The following is an 18,366-nucleotide window of genomic DNA, read 5'->3' as shown; positions in this document are numbered from 1 at the left end:
GGAGAAACAGGAGCGGGCGGGTGGGAGACAAAGAGGCGGGCGGGTGGGGAGAACCGGCCTCAGCCAGAACCTTCCCGCACCCGCCCACCACAAGTACCCGCGAAAGGCCAAGCGTCAGCGCACTGGCGTCAGCGCCCCCGCAGCCACCCGGCGACCTCGGTCGCCCAGTACGTCAGGATCATCCCGGCCCCGGCGCGCCGGATCCCCAGCAATGTCTCCATGATCGCCGCGTCCCGGTCGATCCACCCGTTGGCCGCGGCGGCCTCGACCGTCGCGTACTCACCGGAGATCTGGTACGCCGCCACCGGAACGTCCACCGCGTCGGCGACCTGTCGCAAAATGTCCAGATACGGCAGGGCGGGCTTCACCATCACCATGTCGGCGCCCTCGGCGAGGTCCAGCGCCAACTCACGCAGGGACTCACGCGCATTGGCCGGATCCTGCTGGTACGTCTTGCGGTCGCCCTTGAGCGAGGAGTTGACCGCCTCGCGGAACGGACCGTAGAACGCCGAGGCGTACTTGGCGGTGTACGCCAGGATCGACACGTCCTGGTGGCCCGCCGCGTCCAGCGCCTGGCGGATCACCCGCACCTGACCGTCCATCATCCCGCTCGGGCCGACCACGTGCACACCGGCGTCCGCCTGCACCCGCGCCATCTCGGCGTAGCGCTCCAGCGTCGCGTCGTTGTCCACCCGGCCCTGGGAGTCCAGCACTCCGCAGTGGCCGTGGTCGGTGTACTCGTCCAGGCACAGGTCGGACATGACCACCAGGTCGTCGCCGACCTCGGCGCGCACATCGCGGATGGCCTTCTGCAGGATGCCGTCCGGATCGGTGCCCTGGCTGCCGACCGCGTCCTTCACCAGCGGCAGACCGAACAGCATGATCCCGCCGACACCCGCGGCGACCGCCTCGGCCGCCGCCTTGCGCAGCGTGTCGCGGGTGTGCTGGACCACGCCCGGCATCGCGTTGATCGGGGCGGGCCCACTGATGCCCTCCCGGACGAACGCCGGGAGGATCAGGTCGGCCGGATGCAGCCGGGTCTCGGCGACCATCCGCCGCATGGCGGGCGTGGTACGCAGCCGACGCGGCCGTACGTGCGGGACCTCAGCCACGGGCCCTCCTCCGCGATCCCGGGCGCCGCTCGCTCGGGCGGGTGACCGGGTCCCCGGCCTCGACGGCGGCCGCCCGGCGCGCCCGGCCGAAGTCTGCCAGCGCCTCGGCCAGCGCGTGCACCGACGGCTCCGGCGCCATCACGTCCACCCGCAGCCCGTGCTCCTCGGCCGTCTTGGCGGTGGCCGGGCCGATGCAGGCGATCACGGTGACGTTGTGCGGCTTGCCCGCGATGCCGACCAGGTTGCGAACCGTACTCGAAGAGGTGAACAGCACCGCGTCGAACCCACCGCCCTTGATGGCCTCGCGGGTCTCGGCGGGCGGCGGCGAGGCGCGCACCGTGCGGTACGCGGTCACGTCGTCGACCTCCCAGCCCAGCTCGATCAGCCCGGCGACGAGCGTCTCGGTGGCGATGTCGGCGCGCGGCAGGAACACCCGGTCGATCGGGTCGAAGACCGGGTCGTACGGCGGCCAGTCCTCCAGCAGCCCGGCCGCCGACTGCTCACCGGACGGCACCAGGTCGGGCTTGACGCCGAACTCGACCAGCGCCTTGGCGGTCTGCTCGCCGACCGCGGCCACCTTGATGCCCGCGAACGCCCGCGCGTCCAGCCCGTACTCCTCGAACTTCTCGCGCACCGCCTTGACCGCGTTGACCGAGGTGAAGGCGATCCACTCGTAGCGGCCGGTGACCAGGCCCTTGACGGCACGTTCCATCTGCTGCGGGGTGCGCGGCGGCTCCACGGCGATGGTCGGCACCTCGTGCGGCACCGCGCCGTAGGAGCGCAACTGCTCGGACAGCGAGGCGGCCTGCTCCTTGGTGCGCGGCACCAGCACCCGCCAGCCGAACAGCGGCTTGGTCTCGAACCACGACAGCTGTCCGCGCTCGCCCGCGGCGCGCTCACCGACCACGGCTATCGCCGACTGGCCCGGCTCCGGCGACGGCAGCGCCTTGCTGGCCTTCAGCTCGGCGGCGATGGTGCTCAAGGTGGCGGTCCAGGTGCGCTGCCGGGTGGTGGTTCCGGCGACGGTGACGGTGAGCGTGGTGTCCGGCTTGCGTCCGGCGGCGATCAGCTCGGCGGCGTTGCCCGCGACGGCCTCCAAGGTGGTGCTGACCACCAGCGTGGAGTCGCTGGCCCCGGCCTCGCCCCAGGACCGGGCGTCGGCGGCGCCCGCGTCGATGAACCGCACGTCCCCGCCGATCGGCACACCCGCGTACGCGGGCACACCGACCGCCGTCGCGACCCCGGGCACCACTTCGAACGGGATGCCCGCCTTGGCGCAGGCCAGCATCTCCTCGGCGGCGCCGCTGTCCAGGCCGGGGTCGCCCGCGACCGCTCGCACCACCCGCTTGCCGTTGCTCGCGGACGCCATGACAAGCTTGGAAGCGTGCGAGGCGGCGCCCAACGCGCCGTCGATCGCCGTGATTTCGGGTGCCTCCGTGGCGGCCCGCGCGTGCTGGCGCACGACGTCGAGCACCTGTGGGTCCGCGACCAGGACATCCGCTTCGGACAGCGCCTCTACGGCGCGCAACGTCAGCAGCCCGGGGTCTCCGGGCCCGGCACCGAGGAAGGTGACGTGCCCTGCGGCAGGCTTGTGCGTGGCGGTGGGGCTCAAAGTGCTCGCTCCCCCATCAGACCGGCCGCGCCCTTGGCCAGCATCTCGGCGGCGAGGCCGCGGCCGAGGGCCACGGCCTCCTCGCGGGATGCGGGCAGGCTGCCGGTGGCGGACATCTGCACCAGCTCGGCGCCGTCGGTCGTGCCGACGACACCGCGCAGGCGCAGCTCGGTTACTTGCTCGTGCCCGCCCGCGTCGGCCAGCGCGCCCACCGGGGCGGAACAGCCGGCCTCAAGGGCGGCGAGCAGGGATCGCTCGGCGGTCACGGCGGCCCGGGTGACCGGGTCGTCGAGCGCGGCGAGCGCCTCGGCCAGCGCGGTGTTCTGGTCGGAACACTCGATGGCCAGCGCTCCCTGTCCGGGAGCGGGAAGTACCAGGTCGGTGTCGAGGTGCTGGGTGATCACCTCGGACCGGGCGATACGGTTCAGCCCGGCCGCGGCCAGCACCACGGCGTCCAGCTTGCCGGAGGTGACGTATCCGACCCGGGTGTCGATGTTGCCGCGGATCGGCACCGTCTCGATACGGCGGCCCAACTGGCGTGCCCAGGCGTTCAGTTGGCACATCCGGCGCGGCGATCCGGTCCCCACCCGCGCCCCGTCGGGAAGCTGCTCGAAGGTCAGCCCGTCGCGAGCCACCAGGACGTCCCGCGGGTCCTCGCGGCGCGGGATCGCGGCCAGCACCAGGCCCTCGGGGTCGGCGGTGGGCAGGTCCTTCAGCGAGTGCACGGCGAAGTCCACCGCACCGGCGAGCAGCGCGTCGCGCAGCGCGGAGACGAACACACCGGTCCCGCCGATCTGCGCGAGCGCCTCGCGGGAGGTGTCGCCGTAGGTGGTGATCTCGACCAGTTCGACGGGTCGGCCGGTCAACTCCCGGACGCGGTCGGCGACCTGGCCGGACTGGGCCATCGCGAGCTTGCTGCGCCGCGTGCCCAGCCTGAGGGGTACGTGCTTGTCGTTCATGCCCGCTCTCGATTCGGGTCACCGGTGTCGGCCCGGCTGACGGCGGCGACCGCCTGCGGGTCGAGGTCGAACAGTTCACGCAGCGCGTCCGCGTACCCGGCGCCGCCGGGTTCGCCCGCGAGCTGCTTGACCCGCACGGTGGGCGCGTGCAGGAGCTTGTCGACGACCCGGCGCACGGTCTGGGTGATCTCCGCGCGCTGCTTGTCGTCCAGGTCTGGCAACCGCCCGTCCAGCCGGGCGAGTTCGGAGCTGACCACGTCGGCGGCCATGGTGCGCAGCGCCACCACGGTCGGAGTGATCCTTTCGGCACGCTGCGCGGCGCCGAACGCGGCCACCTCCGCGGAGACGATCCGCCGTACCGCGTCCACGTCGGCGGCCATCGGCGCGTCGGCGGAGGCGGCGGCCAGGTCCTCGATGTCGACCAGGTGCACACCGTCCAGGTCGTGCGCCGCGCCGTCGATGTCGCGGGGCATCGCCAGGTCGAGCAGGCTGAGCGGGCCGGTCGCGGTGCGCTGCCGGATGGCCTCGGCGACCGCCTCCCGGTCGAGCACCAGGCCGGTCGCACCGGTACAGGAGACCACCACGTCCGCGGCGGCCAGCTCACGGGAGACGTCGGCGAACGGCACGGCGCGGCCGCCGAGGGAGGCGGCCAGCCGCTCGGCGCGGTCCACCGTCCGGTTGGCGATGACCAGTTCGGCCACCCCGGCGCGGGCCAGCGTGGTGGCGGCCAGCGAGGACATCGAGCCCGCGCCGACCACCAGGGCCCGCTTGCCGGGCAGTTCGCCGATGTGCCGGGTGAGCTGGTCCAGACCGAAGGTGACCAGGGACTGGCCCGCCTTGTCGACGCCGGTCTCGCTGTGCGCCCGCTTGCCGACCCGCAGCGCCTGCTGGAACAGGTCGTTGAGGGTGCGGCCCGCGGTGTGCAGCTCCTGGCCGAGGCCGAGCGCGTCCTTGATCTGGCCGAGGATCTGGCCCTCGCCGACCACCATCGAGTCCAGGCCGCAGGCGACCGAGAACAGATGGTGCACCGCCCGGTCCTCGTAGTGCACGTACAGGTGCGGGGTGAGCTCTTCCAGGCCGACGCCGCTGTGCAGCGCGAGCAGCGTGGACAGTTCGGCGACTCCGGCGTGGAACTTGTCCACGTCCGCGTACAGCTCGATGCGGTTGCAGGTGCCCAGCACCACGGCCTCGGCGGCCGGTTCGGCGGCGAGGGTGTCCTGCAGGAGCTTGGCCTTGGCGTCCGCGCTCAGCGCCGCCCGCTCCAACACACTGACCGGCGCGCTGCGGTGGCTCAGTCCTACGACGAGAAGGCTCATGCTCGCCCCTCGCTCCGCTCGCTCCGGCCTTCGCCCGGGGCGCGCCCTTCCGTGATCCGCTCGCTCATGCGGGCATCACGGCGGGAACGTCCCCGTCAGGTCCCGGACGGTCGGCGGCCTCCTCGGCCGCCTTGGGCAGGGTGCCGCGGGCCACGGCCTCGCCGAGGTCCTCACCGGCCTTGCGCTGCTCATGGAAGGCGAGGATCTGCAGTTCTATGGACAGGTCGACCTTGCGCACGTCGACGCCGTCCGGCACCGACAGCACGGTCGGCGCGAAGTTGAGGATCGAGGTGACGCCCGCGGCGACCAGCCGGTCGCAGACCTCCTGGGCGGCACCGGCGGGGGTGGCGATCACGCCGATCGACACCTGGTTGCGCTCGACGATCTCTTCCAGCTCGTCGGTGTGCCGCACCGGCAGCCCCGCCACCAGCTTGCCGGTCTGCGCGGGGTCGGCGTCTATCAACGCGGCCACCCTGAAGCCACGTGAGGCGAAGCCGCCGTAGTTGGCGAGCGCGGCGCCGAGGTTACCGATACCGACGATCACCACCGGCCAGTCCTGGGTGAGGCCCAGTTCGCGGGAGATCTGGTAGACGAGGTACTCGACGTCGTAGCCGACACCGCGGGTGCCGTACGAGCCGAGGTAGCTGAAGTCCTTGCGCAGCTTCGCGGAGTTCACCCCGGCCGCGGTGGCGAGTTCCTCCGAGGAGACCGTGGGGACGGACCGCTCGGACAGAGCGGTGAGCGCCCGCAGGTACAGCGGAAGCCTGGCGACGGTGGCCTCGGGGATCCCTCGGCTCCGGGTCGCCGGTCGGTGAGTTCGGCCAGTTGCCACGATGCTCCTGCGGGTAGAGCTGGGCTGCGGGCGACCGCCGTTGATGGGGCCACCCCGTATACGCCAGGCTATGTCTTTGTGAACGCGTGCACAAAGATGGTGTCCGCTTTGTCCGCAGGAAGTGACCGGCATCACGCGCCCCCGTTCCCGGCAAACGAAACCATTCGCCGCCCCGGAACGTTCTCTTCCAAGGCCCTGGAGCGGCCCTGGCGCCCGATCCACGGCACCGGGGCCCCTGTCATATGCGGCAGCCTCGGCCACCGCACCGCCGCCGCCTCGGCCAGCTCAGCCTCGGTGACGGTCGCGTACCGCGCGAACAGCCGCCCGCAGGTACGGGCGTCACCCAGCGCGGTGTGCTGCGACCAGCCGGGCAGCCCGGCCGCCTCGGCGCAGGCGCGCAGCGAGAGCCCGCGCGGTGACCGAGCGTGCCGCTCCGCGAGACGCATCGTGCACGCCTGGGGCACCTCGGGCAGTTCGACGCCGAGCCGGGCGTACTCGGCGGCCAGGAACGCCCGGTCGCAGCCCACGTTGTGGCCCACCAGCACCCGGCCGCGCAGCAGCCCGAGCAGCCGGGCGGCGATCTGCGCGAAGCGGGGTGCGGTACGCAGGTCGTCCGGCTCGATGCCGTGGATGTGGGTGGGGCCGACCGGCCCCTCGGGGTCGACCAGGGTGCTGAACTCGCCCTGGACGCGCAGCTCGCGGTCCAGCTGCACCACGGCGAGCTCGATGATCCGGTGGCGACGCGAACTGGAGCCGGTCGCCTCGACGTCGACCACGGCGTACCCCCCGCGCCCACCGCCAGGGGCAACCGACGCCCCCTGGAGCCTCGGGAGCACGCGCCCACCTTCCTACGTATGCCCCCGACGGCCAAAAACCACTAGATGGTAATCGAATACGCGACCTTGACGGAACCATGCGGAAATCCCCCGCAAACCGCAGGGGTCCGGCGGCTCGCCCCGGAAGTAGTGGGGGTCCGGCGGCTTGCCCCGGAAGTAACCCCGCCGCAACGGCGAGCAACCACCGCGGCGCGGCCCGGCGGTCCCGAACCCACCACACCCCAGAAGCGAGCCGCCAAGCGCTGAGCGTTACGCGCCCAGCGCGCGCCGCAGCCGCTGCTCGTCCACCCGCCAGAAGTCATGCTGCGCACCGTCGACCAGGACGACGGGAATCTGCTCCCAGTACTTGCGGTACAACTCCTCGTCCTGGGTGATGTCGCGCTCCTCCACGGACGCGCCCAACTCCGAGGCGACCTTCTCGATCACCGCACGCGCCTCGTCGCACAGATGGCAGCCAGGCTTGCCGATCAACGTGACGGTGCGCTCATGCGGGGGCTTCTTGCGGGCACTGCGGCCGATAAGCGGGCTCATTCCTGACATTGTGCCCCTGTTACACGGCGGACCCGAAGAGTTCATATGCCCGGACCCGGCCCGTCCAGATCAGTCCGAACACAGTGGCTATGCTCGCCCTATGGCGGCACTGCTTGGATGGCTCCCTTCGCGTAGGCGCTCGGCCACGCCGCGCAGCGTACTGGCGGGCGAGGCCGCCGCCGAGGCCGCCCTCGCGGCTCCCGAGAAGGACGAAACGCTGCCCGCCACCGAACAACCAGCCCCGCCGGAAGCGGTGTTCCCGGTCGCGGGCGATCCGATGGCCGCGGCCTTCTTCGACCTCGACAACACCGTGATGCAGGGCGCCGCGCTGTTCCACTTCGGCCGCGGCCTGTACAAGCGCAAGTTCTTCCACAAGCGCGACCTGCTGCGCTTCGCCTGGCAGCAGACCTACTTCCGGCTGGCCGGGGCCGAGGACCCGGAGCACATGCGCGACGCCCGAGACAGCGCGCTGTCCATCGTCAAGGGCCACCGGGTCGAGGAACTCATGGCCATCGGCGAGGAGATCTACGACGAGTACATGGCCGGGAAGATCTGGCCGGGCACCCGCGCCCTGGCCCAGGCCCACCTCGACGCGGGCCAGCGGGTCTGGCTGGTGACCGCCGCGCCGGTGGAGACGGCCACGATCATCGCCCGCAGGCTCGGCCTGACCGGCGCCCTGGGCACCGTCGCCGAGTCGGTCAACGGCGTCTACACCGGCCGCCTGGTGGGCGAGCCGCTGCACGGCCCGGCGAAGGCGGAGGCGGTCAAGGCGCTGGCCGCCGCGCGCGGCCTGGATCTCTCCCGCTGCGCCGCGTACAGCGACTCGTCCAACGACATCCCGATGCTCTCGCTGGTCGGCCACCCCTACGCGATCAATCCGGACAGCGCGCTGCGCAAGTACGCCCGCGAGCACGAGTGGCGGCTGCGCGACTACCGCACCGGCCGCAAGGCGGCCAGGATCGGACTGCCCGCCGCGGCGGGCATCGGCGCCGTGGCGGGCGGCGCGGCGGCCGCCGTGGCCCTGCACCGGCGCCGTCGCTGAACAACTCCCGCCCCGGGTACGCCCCGGAGGCGCTCCCCCTCTCACCCCCGGCGACGGTCACTGACCGTCGCCGTTTGTCGTCGTGATCGCCGTAAACCAACTACGGATCGGCAATCTCCTCCTCTTACCCCCTCCAGGCCCCCGTCAGTCGCACAACTGACGTCAAGCCACAACACGCCCTTCAACAGCACAATCCGCGAAAGAAATCGGTCAACTTCCCGCAACGACTCGGTGATTGATCGATCGTCAACTAGTTACAGAGTGGGCGGAACCGACGAATTCAGCAACTCGGTGTAGCGTCGTCTGCACGAAGCGTTATTCTCCTCAGACGCACACCGGTACCCACGCGTCCCTACGACGGATGAACGGTCCCGTACTGCACGTGATGGAAGTTCTGCCTCTGGGAGTCCCGTGTACCCACTCGTCGGGGTTGACGCCTCAGGCCTGGCCGCGCTGCGCGCACAGGTGGCCCACCGCCTGCGCCTGGTCCTCCCCGCGTACGCCGTCCCCGCGTACGCCGTCCCCGTACCCGCGCACGTACCCGTCTACGCCACGGCGGTCGGCGGAACCCCTGTGGCCTCCGGCCCGCTGACCGGCAGACGAGCCCCCCGCCACACCGGCAACCCGGCCCAGCGCAACGGCACCCGCGCCGTTGGCACGGGAACCGGCGCCTCGTCCCGGCGCCCCCCGGCCGACAGCGACAGCCTGCGCATGATGGAGCTGGTGGAGCGCGCCCAGGCCGGGGAGACCGAGGCCTTCGGGCGGCTGTACGACCACTACTCGGACACCGTTTACCGGTACATCTACTACCGGGTGGGCGGCAGGGCCACCGCCGAGGACCTCACCAGCGAGACCTTCCTGCGCGCGCTGCGCCGGATCGGCACGTTCACCTGGCAGGGCCGCGACTTCGGCGCCTGGCTGGTCACGATCGCTCGCAATCTGGTCGCGGACCACTTCAAGTCGAGCCGTTTCCGACTGGAAGTGACCACCGGCGAGATGCTCGACGCCAACGAGGTGGAGCGCAGCCCCGAGGACTCCGTCCTCGAATCGCTCTCCAACGAGGCCCTGTTGCAGGCGGTGCGCAAACTCAACCCGCAGCAGCAGGAATGCGTCACACTCCGCTTCCTCCAGGGCCTCTCGGTCGCCGAGACCGCCCGGATCATGGGCAAGAACGAGGGCGCCATCAAGACCCTCCAGTACCGCGCGGTACGCACGCTCGCCCGGCTGCTGCCGGACGACGCACGGTGACCACCGCTCCCCCGGAGTGTCACCGCACAGCGCGCCCGGCGGGCGCCGCGTAACCCGGCTGGCGCGGTGCTCGTTGCAAGGAATGCAGACCCCCCACGGTCGCGCACGGACGTTCCCCGATCACTCGATCGGGTGGATGTGCTCAAGTTGCGCAACCCTTCGGCCACTTCGGGGAGTCGAAGGTGATGACGAGAGGAGGTGCCGCCCGTGATCGGACAAGCAACGGCGCACCGGCGGGCGAACGCCTTCGCCCAGGCCCTGGAGTCGGCGGACACCCGTGAAGCCACCCCGGAACGCGCGGCCCACGCCGCGGATCGGCACGCCGACCCGCAACAGGGTCGGCTGCTTGCCATGGCGGAGGCGCTCGCCGAGGTACCCAGACCCGAACTGGACCCCGAGGTCAAAATGGTCCAGCGGGCACAGCTCATCGCGGCCATGGAGGCCGCCCTGGCCGACGGCTCCCTGAACACCTCGGGCCGGGTGCCCGAGCAGCGGGCGGCGGGCGGCACGGGCTCCGGCAGCCCGGTCAACCTGCGTCGGCTGCGGCCCCGTTCACGCTGGTCCCGGCGGCTCGCCGCGGGCGGGCTGACGGTGGGGGTCGCGGCGGGGGCGTTCAGCGGTATCGCCGCCGCGAGCACGGAGGCGCTTCCCGGCGACACGCTGTACGGGCTCAAGCGCGGCATGGAAGACCTGCGGCTCGATCTGACCGGCGACGACGCGGCACGCGGCAAGGTGCTGCTGGACATGGCCTCGACGCGGATGCAGGAGGCCCGGCGCCTACTGGAGCGCGGCCGCTCCGGGCCGCTGGACGCGGAGTCGGTGCGCGAGGTCGGCAACGCGCTCTCCGGTATGCACAACGAGGCGTCGCAGGGGCATGACCTGCTCAGCGGGGCCTACCAACGGGACGGTTCGCTCGCCCCCATCGAGACGCTCAACGCGTTCTCCCAGGCGCACCGGGTGACGTGGAGCCAGCTGCGGGACAAGCTTCCGCCGCAGCTGCACCAGGTCGGTACGCAGGTCAGCTCGGTCTTCGACGCCATAGACCAGGAAGTGGCGCCGCTGCAGCACCTGTTGTCGCCCACGTCCGGCGGCACCGCCAAGGGTCGGCATCCCGGCAGGCCCGCGGCGAGCGCCCACCACGACGCCCTGCACCAGGAGTCCACGCCCACATCGGGCAACTCGCCCCAGGGCGACGACACCATGGGCAGCAAGCCCAACACGCCCCCGTCGACCACCGACTCGCCAGGAAACCAGGGCGTGTTGGGCGGCCCCGGCCTGCTGAGCCCACCCCAGGGCCAGCCGTCGCCAACCGGTGGCACGGGCTCCGACAAACCCCAACCGGAATCCAGCCCCCAGCCCCTGCTCCCGGGCTTGCCCGGCCTCCCAGGCCTGGGCCTGAACGGCACAGACACCTCGAAGTAGTCCTGGGCGGCTCGCCCCCAGCCCCCGCAACGCGCGGGCGGGTTTGGGGGCGAGCCCCAAAGCGGCGGCGGCCGCGAGATCAGAAGAAGACCGAGCGGCGCTGAACGAGCAACTTGTACAGCGTGTGCTGAATCGTTTCCCGAACCTGATCCGTCAGATTGAACACCAGCATCGGATCATCCGCCGCCTCCGGCGCATACCCGTCCGTGGCGATCGGCTCACCGAACTGGATCGTCCACTTCGTCGGCAGCGGCACCATCCCCAGCGGCCCCAGCCACGGAAACGTGGGCGTCAGCGGGAAGTACGGAAAGCCGAGCAGCCGTGCAAGGACCTTCGCGTTGCCGACCATCGGGTAGATCTCCTCGGCCCCGACGATCGAGCACGGCACGATCGGCACCCCGGTGCGCAACGCCGTCGACACAAACCCACCACGGCCGAACCGCTGGAGCTTGTACCGGTCGGAGAACGGCTTCCCCAGCCCCTTGAACCCCTCTGGCATCACCCCGACGACCTCGCCCCGCTCCAACAGCAGTTGGGCGTCCTCCGCACAGGCCAACGTGTGCCCGGCCTTGCGCGCCAGCTCGTTCACCACCGGCAGCACGAACACCAAATCCGCCGCGAGCAACCGCAGATGCCGCCCGGCCGGATGGTGGTCATGCACCGCGACCTGGGCCATCAACGCGTCCAGCGGCAACGTCCCGGAATGGTTGGCCACCACCAACGCCCCGCCGGTGTCCGGGATGTTCTCCACCCCCCTGACCTCGACCCGGAAGTACGAGTCGAACAACGGCCGCAGCAACGACATCAGCACCTGGTCGGTGAGTTCCTCGTCGTACCCGAACTCATCGACCTCGTAGTCCCCGGTGATCCTGCGCCGCAGGAACGCCAGGCCGCCCGCCACCCGACGGTCCCACTGCCCGCCGAGCAACCGGCCCGCCGCCCCGCCGAGCGCGTCCGTCAACGCACCGAGCGGCGCGGGCAGTCCCCCGGAGCCGCCCTGCGCGGCCTCGTCCTGCGGAACCGGACCCTCCTGCGCCTGTTCTGCCGCCTCGGCGACCACCGGCCGCTTCCCCCCGCGCGCCGTGCCGTCCTCCGGTGCCACCGCCGCCAGGCCCGGTTTGCCCTTGCGCCGCGAACCGGGGTTGCGGCCCGCGCGCCGCCCGCCACCCTCGACGGAACCACCCCGCGCTCCTGCCGCATCGGAAGCCCGCGCCCCCCGACGCGCACGCGTGTCCTCGTCGAACGGGATGACCTTGGCGTCCGCCATGGATCCGCTCCTCCTCGTAGGCTCGTGGGGCTCAGGGGATGTGGCGTCGTGTCCGTCACGCGGACGGGGACCGTTCATCGGGATGTCCCGGCGGGCAGCACCGCGGCGACCCGGTCGACCGCGTGGGCGAGCAGCTCCGGCGGCAGCAGGCCGGGGCCGCGACTGGCCGCGAAATCGTGGAACGTACCGGCGGTGGTGAACTTCGGGACGAACCCGAGCGTCTCGCGCATCTGCGTGGTGTCCACCACCCGGCCATGGGTGAGCAGCCGGATCTGCTCGGGCGAGAAGTCGCTGACCCCCAGACTGCGCAGCGCCGAACCCGCCCAGGTCACCGTCGGCAGCAGTACCGGCACGGTCGGCTTGCCGAGGCGCCGCGCGGTCTGCGACAGCAGCAGCACCCCATCGCCCGCGATGTTGAACGTACCGGAGTTGAGCGTGCCGCGGTCGGGTTCCTGGGACGCCACCAGCAGCACCCCGATGACATCGTCCTCGTGCACGAACTGCAGCCGGGGGTCGTAGCCGAAAACCGTCGGCAGCACCGGAAGCGAGAAATACTCGGCCAGCGGGGACTCCGCGCCCGGCCCGAGGATATTGGCGAACCGCAGCACCGCCACCGCCACATCGGGGCGCCGCCGGGCGAATCCCCGTACGTACCCCTCGACCTCGACCGCGTCCTTGGCGAAGCCACCACTGGGCAATGACTTGGCCGGCATGGTCTCGGTGAAAACGGCGGGATCCCGCGGTGCGGAACCGTACACGTTGGTGGTGGACTTCACGACCAGGCGGCGCACCGAAGGCGCCTTCTGGCACGCGCCGAGCAACTGCATCGTGCCGATGACGTTGGTTTCCTTCACCGCCGATCGGCTGCCCCGGCCTCGCGAGCGGCCGAGCGGGGTGCCGTTGACGTCCATGTGCACCACGGTGTCCACATCGTGTTCCGCGAGCACCTTGGCGATCATCGGGTGCCGGATGTCGGCCCGTACGAAGTCCGCGTCGCCCAGCGAGTGTTCGGGTGGCACCGCGTCCACCCCGATCACCCGGTCGATTCCCGGTTCCCGCTGAACGCGCCGGACGAACCGGCCACCGAGGCGACGAGCCACTCCCGTGACGAGCACGACCTTGCCCAAGATCGAAGCCTTCCCTTCTCACCCGGCTGTTCTGGTCACCGTATCGGTTCGATATTGCGCTGTGATGTCCGGAGAATGCGGGAAGTGACCGCGCCCACACCGTTCGGTGTCGAACTCCGGCCATCTGCAGCGGCCATGTGATGGCCGTTCACGATCCCTGCGGCAACCCGCCGGGTGCCCGCACAGGTGCCGCTCGGATATGCCACCGCCGCCGGATATGCCACTGCCCTTCGGCCACCACGCCAAGCGGCGGCCGAAGGGCAGCGAAGCGAACGCGAAGCCCGCTTACTTCTTGTTACGGCGCTGCACTCGCGTGCGCTTGAGCAGCTTGCGGTGCTTCTTCTTGGCCATGCGCTTGCGGCGCTTCTTGATGACAGAGCCCACGACTACCCTCGCTCATGATTGGAATCACTCGGTGCGGGGCGTCCGAGCCCACACGACCTACGTCGGCCAAGACTACCCGCCAAATTGCGGCGGGCGTAATCCGGGTAGCGCCGAAGTTGATCCGTGGCGTCGGCTAAGCCGACTCCACCCCCACGAAAGACTCCCTGAGGTAGTCGTGGACGGCCTGTTCTGGAACCCGGAACGACCTGCCCACCCGGATCGCTGGCAGATGACCGCTGTGCACCAATCGGTACACGGTCATCTTGGAGACGCGCATCACCGTAGCCACCTCAGCCACGGTCAGGAACACGACCTCGTTCAAAGGCCTCTGGTCAGCGGCCATGACAACACCTGGACCTTCCGCACATGATGGCCGTCGGCTTCCCCTCCGACGACTCCTACACGCACGTGCACTCACCACCAGATTAGGTGCGGGTGAGGCAAGTGGGGAAGAGGAGTACCGTTCGGTTGCCTACTGTGACAGACAGGCCCGATTGAGTACATAGCGAGTTAGCGGCCGGTAGTAGCCAGACCGCGCAGCGTCATCAACCGGAACCACGACCGACACCCGCCCTTCGCGCTCCCCGACGAACAGCGCCGGATCATTCACATCTGCCAGCCCCACTGCCTCGATGCCCAGCTGACCTGCCCCGCAGACCCATCCATGGTCCCCGATCACGAGCGACGGCAGCGGCCCGTCGCCCCCCGCGGCGGCCGCCAGGACGGCCCGAACCGGCAGCGGCGAGTGGCAGTGCGCGGCTGGCGCGCCCCCACTGTGATCCCTGCCCGCCGGACGCACCACCGCGACCCCGTGTACGTAGTCGAGGGTGTGGGTACGTAGTCCAAACCGGGTCGAGATGTCGATACATCGACCATACGCGGGAGTGAGCACAGGACACCCCGCTGCCGAGAGCCCGACCGCCAACCCGGCGTAGAACTCCAGGAGTTGACGTGGATGACCGGTCCCCAGCAACACCGGCGCCCGCGCCCTGGCGGCCCTGGCGAGCCGCTCCGCGAGGGCGTCCAGCGCCGCGAGCGTACGGTCCGGATCGATCACCTCCCGGCCTGACGTACGACCCGGATCCGGCGAGACCCCACACCGGTCCGCCATCAGCCGCAGCAACTCCTCCGGCGTCCAACTCCCCACCGGATCAAGCCCGATGAGGACCCTCGGATCGCGCTGCGCGAACCTCAGGTAACTGCGCAGACTCTTCTCCCGCGGCGTCGCCACCGTACCGGCCAGCCCGGTCGCCACCAGGTGCGCGCGCAGCGCCTCGGCACTCAACACACCCTCGATGGTGGCCGCTCGCCCCACCCGGCACACCGACGAGCCCCCAAATCCCGCGCCAACGGGGTGACATGCGGTACAGGCCCATCCCACGGCGGCCTGGTGCCGCGTCGCCACGGCTACGGCAGCAGCCCGTGCAGCGGGAACACCGCCCGCCGGGTCGCCAGCACCGCCTGGTCCAGCCGGTCCGCCGGGTCGTACCCACCGTCGTCGAACCCGCGCCAGACCGGACGCCGCCCGTCCGTCATCCGCGCCGGGGCGACCTGCCGGGTCAGCCGGTAGACCTCGTGCCGCCACTCCTCCGGAGTGAGCGCCTCCGGCGGGATCGGCGCACCCGCCACCAGCGCGACCAGGTGCGTCCATGTCCGCGGTACGACCTCGACCACCGCGTAGCCCCCGCCGCCCAGCGCCACCCACCGCCCGTCGGCGTACCGGTGCGCCAGGTCGTGGCACGCCTCGGCCACCGCCCGCTGCGCGTCCAGGCTCACCGCCAGATGCGCCAGCGGATCCTCGAAGTGGGTGTCCGCGCCGTGCTGGGTGACCAGCACCTGCGGCCGGAACGCCGCCAGCAGCTCCGGCACCACGGCGTCGAACGCCCGCAACCACCCCTCGTCCCCGGTCCCGGCCGGTAGCGCCACGTTCACCGAGCTGCCCTCGGCGCCCTCCCCGCCGGTCTCCTCGGGGAAGCCGGTCTGCGGGAAGAGGGTGCGCGGATGCTCGTGCAGCGAGATCGTCAGCACCCGCGGGTCGTCCCAGAACGCCGCCTGCACCCCGTCCCCGTGGTGCACGTCCACGTCCACGTACGCGACCCGCTCGGCGCCCAACTCCAGCAGCCGGGCCACCGCCAGCGCCGCGTCGTTGTACACGCAGAACCCGGACGCCGAGCCGGGCATCGCGTGGTGCAGCCCGCCCGCGAAGTTCACCGCGTGATCGGCGTCGCCGCGCCAGACCGCCTCCGCCGCGCCCACCGACTGGCCCGCGATCAGCGCGGACACCTCGTGCATCCCGGCGAACGCCGGGTCGTCCACGGTGCCCAGACCGTATCCGAGCTCCGCGCCGCGCGGGTCTACCGAGGCGCGGCGGACCGCCTCGATGTAGTCCGAACGGTGCACCAGCCGTAGCGTCGACTCACCGGCCGCCGGGGCGGCGACCACCGGCATCGACTTGGTCAGCCCGAACGCCTCCACCAACGACCTGGTCAGCGCCAGGCGCACCGGGTCCATGGGATGGCCAGGCCCGAAGTTATAGCCGGTAACCGCGTCATCCCACATCAACTGCCCGCGCCCGCTCATGTCCCACACCGTATCGGTCCGGTTTAACCGCGAACGAACGGGCGTACAGCAGTGTCGCGAGGACCAGCGCCATCGGCACCAGCATCGCCCCGCGATAGTTCCACGCGTCGCCGATCGCTCCCACCAACGGCGAGCCCACCAGGAAACCCACGTAATTGAAGACGTTAAGCCTGGCGATCGCGGCATCGGAAACACTCGGACCCCGCCGGTCATACGCATGCCGCCCCGCGGCGGCGAACGTCTGCGGCACGATCACGCACAACCCCAGACCCAGGACGGTGAAACCCACCATCCCGACCCACGCCCCGGGCGCGGCGGCCACCACGACGAACCCACCCGCGGCGACCAGCGCCCCGAACCGCACCACCGCGATGGCACCGAACCGCCGCACCCCCAGGTCACCAACCGCCCTACCGAGCAAGGTGGTCACCATATATACGTTGTAGGGAACGGTGGCCAGCTGCTCCGAACTGTGCAGGGTGTCCTGCAGATACTTGGCACTCCAGTTGGAGACCGTCGAGTCCCCTATATACGCGAACGCCATCACCAGACAGAACGGCAGCAGCAACCGGAACCCGACCGAGCCGCCCGCTCCTTCCCCAACTCCCTTGGCCGGGCCGTCCAGTTGCTGGTCCACGAACCACCGTCCGGCAACCACGGCCACCGGTATCAATACGACGACCGTGGGCCCGTACAGCGCGGCAAGCGACAGATGCCAATGCGCCCCCACCCAGGCCAGCGACGCCCCGGCTATCCCGCCCAGGCTGTACGCGGCATGGAAGCCGAGCATGATGCTGCGGCCATAGGCATGCTGAAGGCTGACCCCCAGCATGTTCATGGAGGCATCCAGGCCGCCGACCGTGAGCCCGAACAACGCCAGCGCGACCGCGCACTGCCACAGCGCGTTCCCCGCCCCCGCGCCCACCAGCGCCAGGCACACCACGGGCTGGACGCAGCGCAGTACCACCGACGGACGCACCCGCTTGACCAACTGCTCGGTGCACACGCTTCCGACACCGGCCAGCACCGGTACCGCCGCGAGGAAGACCGGCAACAGGGCATCCGAGATGCCGTAACGATCCTGCAGAGCAGGGATCCGGGTCACCAGAAGTGCGAAGACCACCCCCTGCACGAAGAAGCTGACGGCGAGCGAGGCCCGGCCGTGCCGCAAGCGTGCGTCCATGGAGGTGGAGCGTACGGCCCGGGACTACCGATGGGTATCCCTTGAACCTCGTTCTCTCTCCGCGGTACTCACGCCAGCAGGCGCGAAAGCTGCGACATGTCGGTGAACACGGCGTTGGCACCGGCGAGTTCGGCGGTCGGCGTCATCGCCGCGAACCCGTACACGTCCATCCCGGCCGCCACCGCGGCCTGCACACCCAACGGGCTGTCCTCGATCACCGCACAGCGCTCGGGAGAAACGCCCATCGACTTCGCCGCGTAGAGGAACAGGTCCGGCTCCGGCTTGCCACGGCCCACGTCCTGCGCGCTGAAGATCCGCTCCTCCGTGAAGTACGGGTAGAGCCTGGTCGTCCTCAGCGCCACCCGGATCCGCTCATGGCTGCCCGATGAGGCGACACAGTACGGAATCTCACGCTCTACCAGCTCGTCCAGCACGGTGCTGACCTCGGCCACCGGTTGCAGGTCTCGGTGGAAGGCGTCGAAGACCTTGGCGTGGAAGGTCTCGTTGAAGTCCGCGGGCAGCGTCTGCCCGGAACGCTCCCTCACCAGGTCGTGGATGCGGTGTACGGCGGCGCCCATATAGTCCCGGATAGACTCCTCGTACGTCGTGGGATGCCCGAGTTCGGTCAGGTAGTCGGCGAGTATCCGATTGGAAATCGGCTCGCTGTCGACCAGGACGCCGTCGTTGTCGAAGATGACAAGTTCGTACCGCATCGCACCACTGTAACGGCACAACGCAAAAAGCCGTTCCCCCAGAGCCTGTTGAGGCCCCGAGGGAACGGCTATCACAATTTGTTCGGCGGTGTCCTACTCTCCCACAGGGTCCCCCCTGCAGTACCATCGGCGCTGAAAGGCTTAGCTTCCGGGTTCGGAATGTAACCGGGCGTTTCCCTAACGCTATGACCACCGAAACACT

18 protein-coding genes and 1 rRNA gene are annotated in these 18,366 nt (G+C 70.6%); 3 read left to right on the top strand and 16 right to left on the bottom strand.

What is annotated here, in order from left to right:
• Positions 1–128 precede the first annotated feature (128 nt).
• The 7 genes from hemB to NON19_RS32050 all read right to left on the bottom strand — a co-directional run bounded on the left by hemB (position 129) and on the right by NON19_RS32050 (position 7,198).
• Entirely contained in the window at positions 129–1,112 is a 984-nt protein-coding gene (gene hemB / locus NON19_RS32080) for a porphobilinogen synthase (protein WP_255932792.1), read from the bottom strand.
• A complete protein-coding gene (locus tag NON19_RS32075; RefSeq protein WP_255932791.1) occupies positions 1,105–2,724 on the bottom strand; it encodes a bifunctional uroporphyrinogen-III C-methyltransferase/uroporphyrinogen-III synthase in 1,620 nt (539 codons plus the stop codon). The genes hemB and NON19_RS32075 overlap by 8 nt, the downstream gene beginning before the upstream one ends.
• The gene (gene hemC / locus NON19_RS32070; RefSeq protein ID WP_255932790.1) at positions 2,721–3,683 is read right to left on the bottom strand and encodes a hydroxymethylbilane synthase; all 963 of its coding nucleotides are present in this window, start codon (positions 3,681–3,683) and stop codon (positions 2,721–2,723) included. The genes NON19_RS32075 and hemC overlap by 4 nt, the downstream gene beginning before the upstream one ends.
• Complete coding sequence (locus NON19_RS32065; RefSeq protein ID WP_255932789.1) at positions 3,680–4,999, bottom strand: glutamyl-tRNA reductase; 1,320 nt, start codon at positions 4,997–4,999, stop codon at positions 3,680–3,682. Before NON19_RS32065 ends, hemC begins: the two co-directional genes overlap by 4 nt.
• A gap of 64 nt (positions 5,000–5,063) precedes the next feature.
• Positions 5,064–5,831 (bottom strand): redox-sensing transcriptional repressor Rex, encoded by a 768-nt coding sequence (locus NON19_RS32060; RefSeq protein ID WP_255932788.1) that lies wholly within the window; start codon positions 5,829–5,831, stop codon positions 5,064–5,066.
• A gap of 131 nt (positions 5,832–5,962) precedes the next feature.
• The gene (locus NON19_RS32055) at positions 5,963–6,607 is read right to left on the bottom strand and encodes a 3'-5' exonuclease (RefSeq protein WP_255932786.1); all 645 of its coding nucleotides are present in this window, start codon (positions 6,605–6,607) and stop codon (positions 5,963–5,965) included.
• A 309-nt stretch (positions 6,608–6,916) separates the two neighbouring features.
• Complete coding sequence (locus NON19_RS32050) at positions 6,917–7,198, bottom strand: glutaredoxin family protein (RefSeq protein ID WP_255932785.1); 282 nt, start codon at positions 7,196–7,198, stop codon at positions 6,917–6,919.
• 100 nt (positions 7,199–7,298) lie between these two features.
• Between NON19_RS32050 and NON19_RS32045 the strand changes: the two genes are divergently transcribed.
• The 3 genes from NON19_RS32045 (at position 7,299) to NON19_RS32035 (ending at position 10,910) form a co-directional block, all read left to right on the top strand.
• Entirely contained in the window at positions 7,299–8,240 is a 942-nt protein-coding gene (locus NON19_RS32045) for an HAD family hydrolase (protein ID WP_255932784.1), read from the top strand.
• Positions 8,241–8,651: 411 nt separating this feature from the next.
• Positions 8,652–9,488, top strand: a complete 837-nt coding sequence (locus NON19_RS32040) for an ECF subfamily RNA polymerase sigma factor, BldN family (RefSeq protein ID WP_255932783.1) — start codon at positions 8,652–8,654, stop codon at positions 9,486–9,488.
• 207 nt (positions 9,489–9,695) lie between these two features.
• Positions 9,696–10,910: a DUF5667 domain-containing protein gene (locus NON19_RS32035; protein ID WP_255932782.1), complete on the top strand. Its 1,215-nt coding sequence runs from the start codon at positions 9,696–9,698 to the stop codon at positions 10,908–10,910.
• 79 nt (positions 10,911–10,989) lie between these two features.
• Here NON19_RS32035 and NON19_RS32030 read toward each other — a convergent pair whose 3' ends face one another.
• The 9 genes from NON19_RS32030 to rrf all read right to left on the bottom strand — a co-directional run bounded on the left by NON19_RS32030 (position 10,990) and on the right by rrf (position 18,361).
• The gene (locus NON19_RS32030; RefSeq protein WP_255932781.1) at positions 10,990–12,177 is read right to left on the bottom strand and encodes a lysophospholipid acyltransferase family protein; all 1,188 of its coding nucleotides are present in this window, start codon (positions 12,175–12,177) and stop codon (positions 10,990–10,992) included.
• Between the two features lie 74 nt (positions 12,178–12,251).
• Complete coding sequence (locus NON19_RS32025) at positions 12,252–13,304, bottom strand: NAD-dependent epimerase/dehydratase family protein (protein WP_255932780.1); 1,053 nt, start codon at positions 13,302–13,304, stop codon at positions 12,252–12,254.
• Between the two features lie 285 nt (positions 13,305–13,589).
• Complete coding sequence (locus NON19_RS32020) at positions 13,590–13,688, bottom strand: 30S ribosomal protein bS22 (protein ID WP_003948845.1); 99 nt, start codon at positions 13,686–13,688, stop codon at positions 13,590–13,592.
• Positions 13,689–13,821: 133 nt separating this feature from the next.
• Positions 13,822–14,031: a helix-turn-helix domain-containing protein gene (locus tag NON19_RS32015; RefSeq protein ID WP_006604741.1), complete on the bottom strand. Its 210-nt coding sequence runs from the start codon at positions 14,029–14,031 to the stop codon at positions 13,822–13,824.
• A 129-nt stretch (positions 14,032–14,160) separates the two neighbouring features.
• Positions 14,161–14,976, bottom strand: a complete 816-nt coding sequence (locus NON19_RS32010; RefSeq protein WP_255932779.1) for a phosphatase — start codon at positions 14,974–14,976, stop codon at positions 14,161–14,163.
• 119 nt (positions 14,977–15,095) lie between these two features.
• Positions 15,096–16,268: an acetoin utilization protein AcuC gene (locus NON19_RS32005; protein WP_255932778.1), complete on the bottom strand. Its 1,173-nt coding sequence runs from the start codon at positions 16,266–16,268 to the stop codon at positions 15,096–15,098.
• Complete coding sequence (locus NON19_RS32000) at positions 16,237–17,451, bottom strand: MFS transporter (RefSeq protein ID WP_255932777.1); 1,215 nt, start codon at positions 17,449–17,451, stop codon at positions 16,237–16,239. Before NON19_RS32000 ends, NON19_RS32005 begins: the two co-directional genes overlap by 32 nt.
• Positions 17,452–17,519: 68 nt before the next feature.
• A complete protein-coding gene (locus NON19_RS31995; RefSeq protein ID WP_255932776.1) occupies positions 17,520–18,164 on the bottom strand; it encodes an HAD family hydrolase in 645 nt (214 codons plus the stop codon).
• A gap of 80 nt (positions 18,165–18,244) precedes the next feature.
• Positions 18,245–18,361: ribosomal RNA gene (gene rrf, locus NON19_RS31990) — 5S ribosomal RNA — on the bottom strand.
• Between the last annotated feature and the right edge of the window lie 5 nt (positions 18,362–18,366).

Source organism: Streptantibioticus rubrisoli (assembly GCF_024436055.1).
Classification (GTDB): Bacteria; Actinomycetota; Actinomycetes; order Streptomycetales; family Streptomycetaceae; genus Streptantibioticus_A; species Streptantibioticus_A rubrisoli.
Note: the sequence above shows the minus strand (reverse complement) of the source record. Positions and strands in the feature narration are given on the sequence as shown.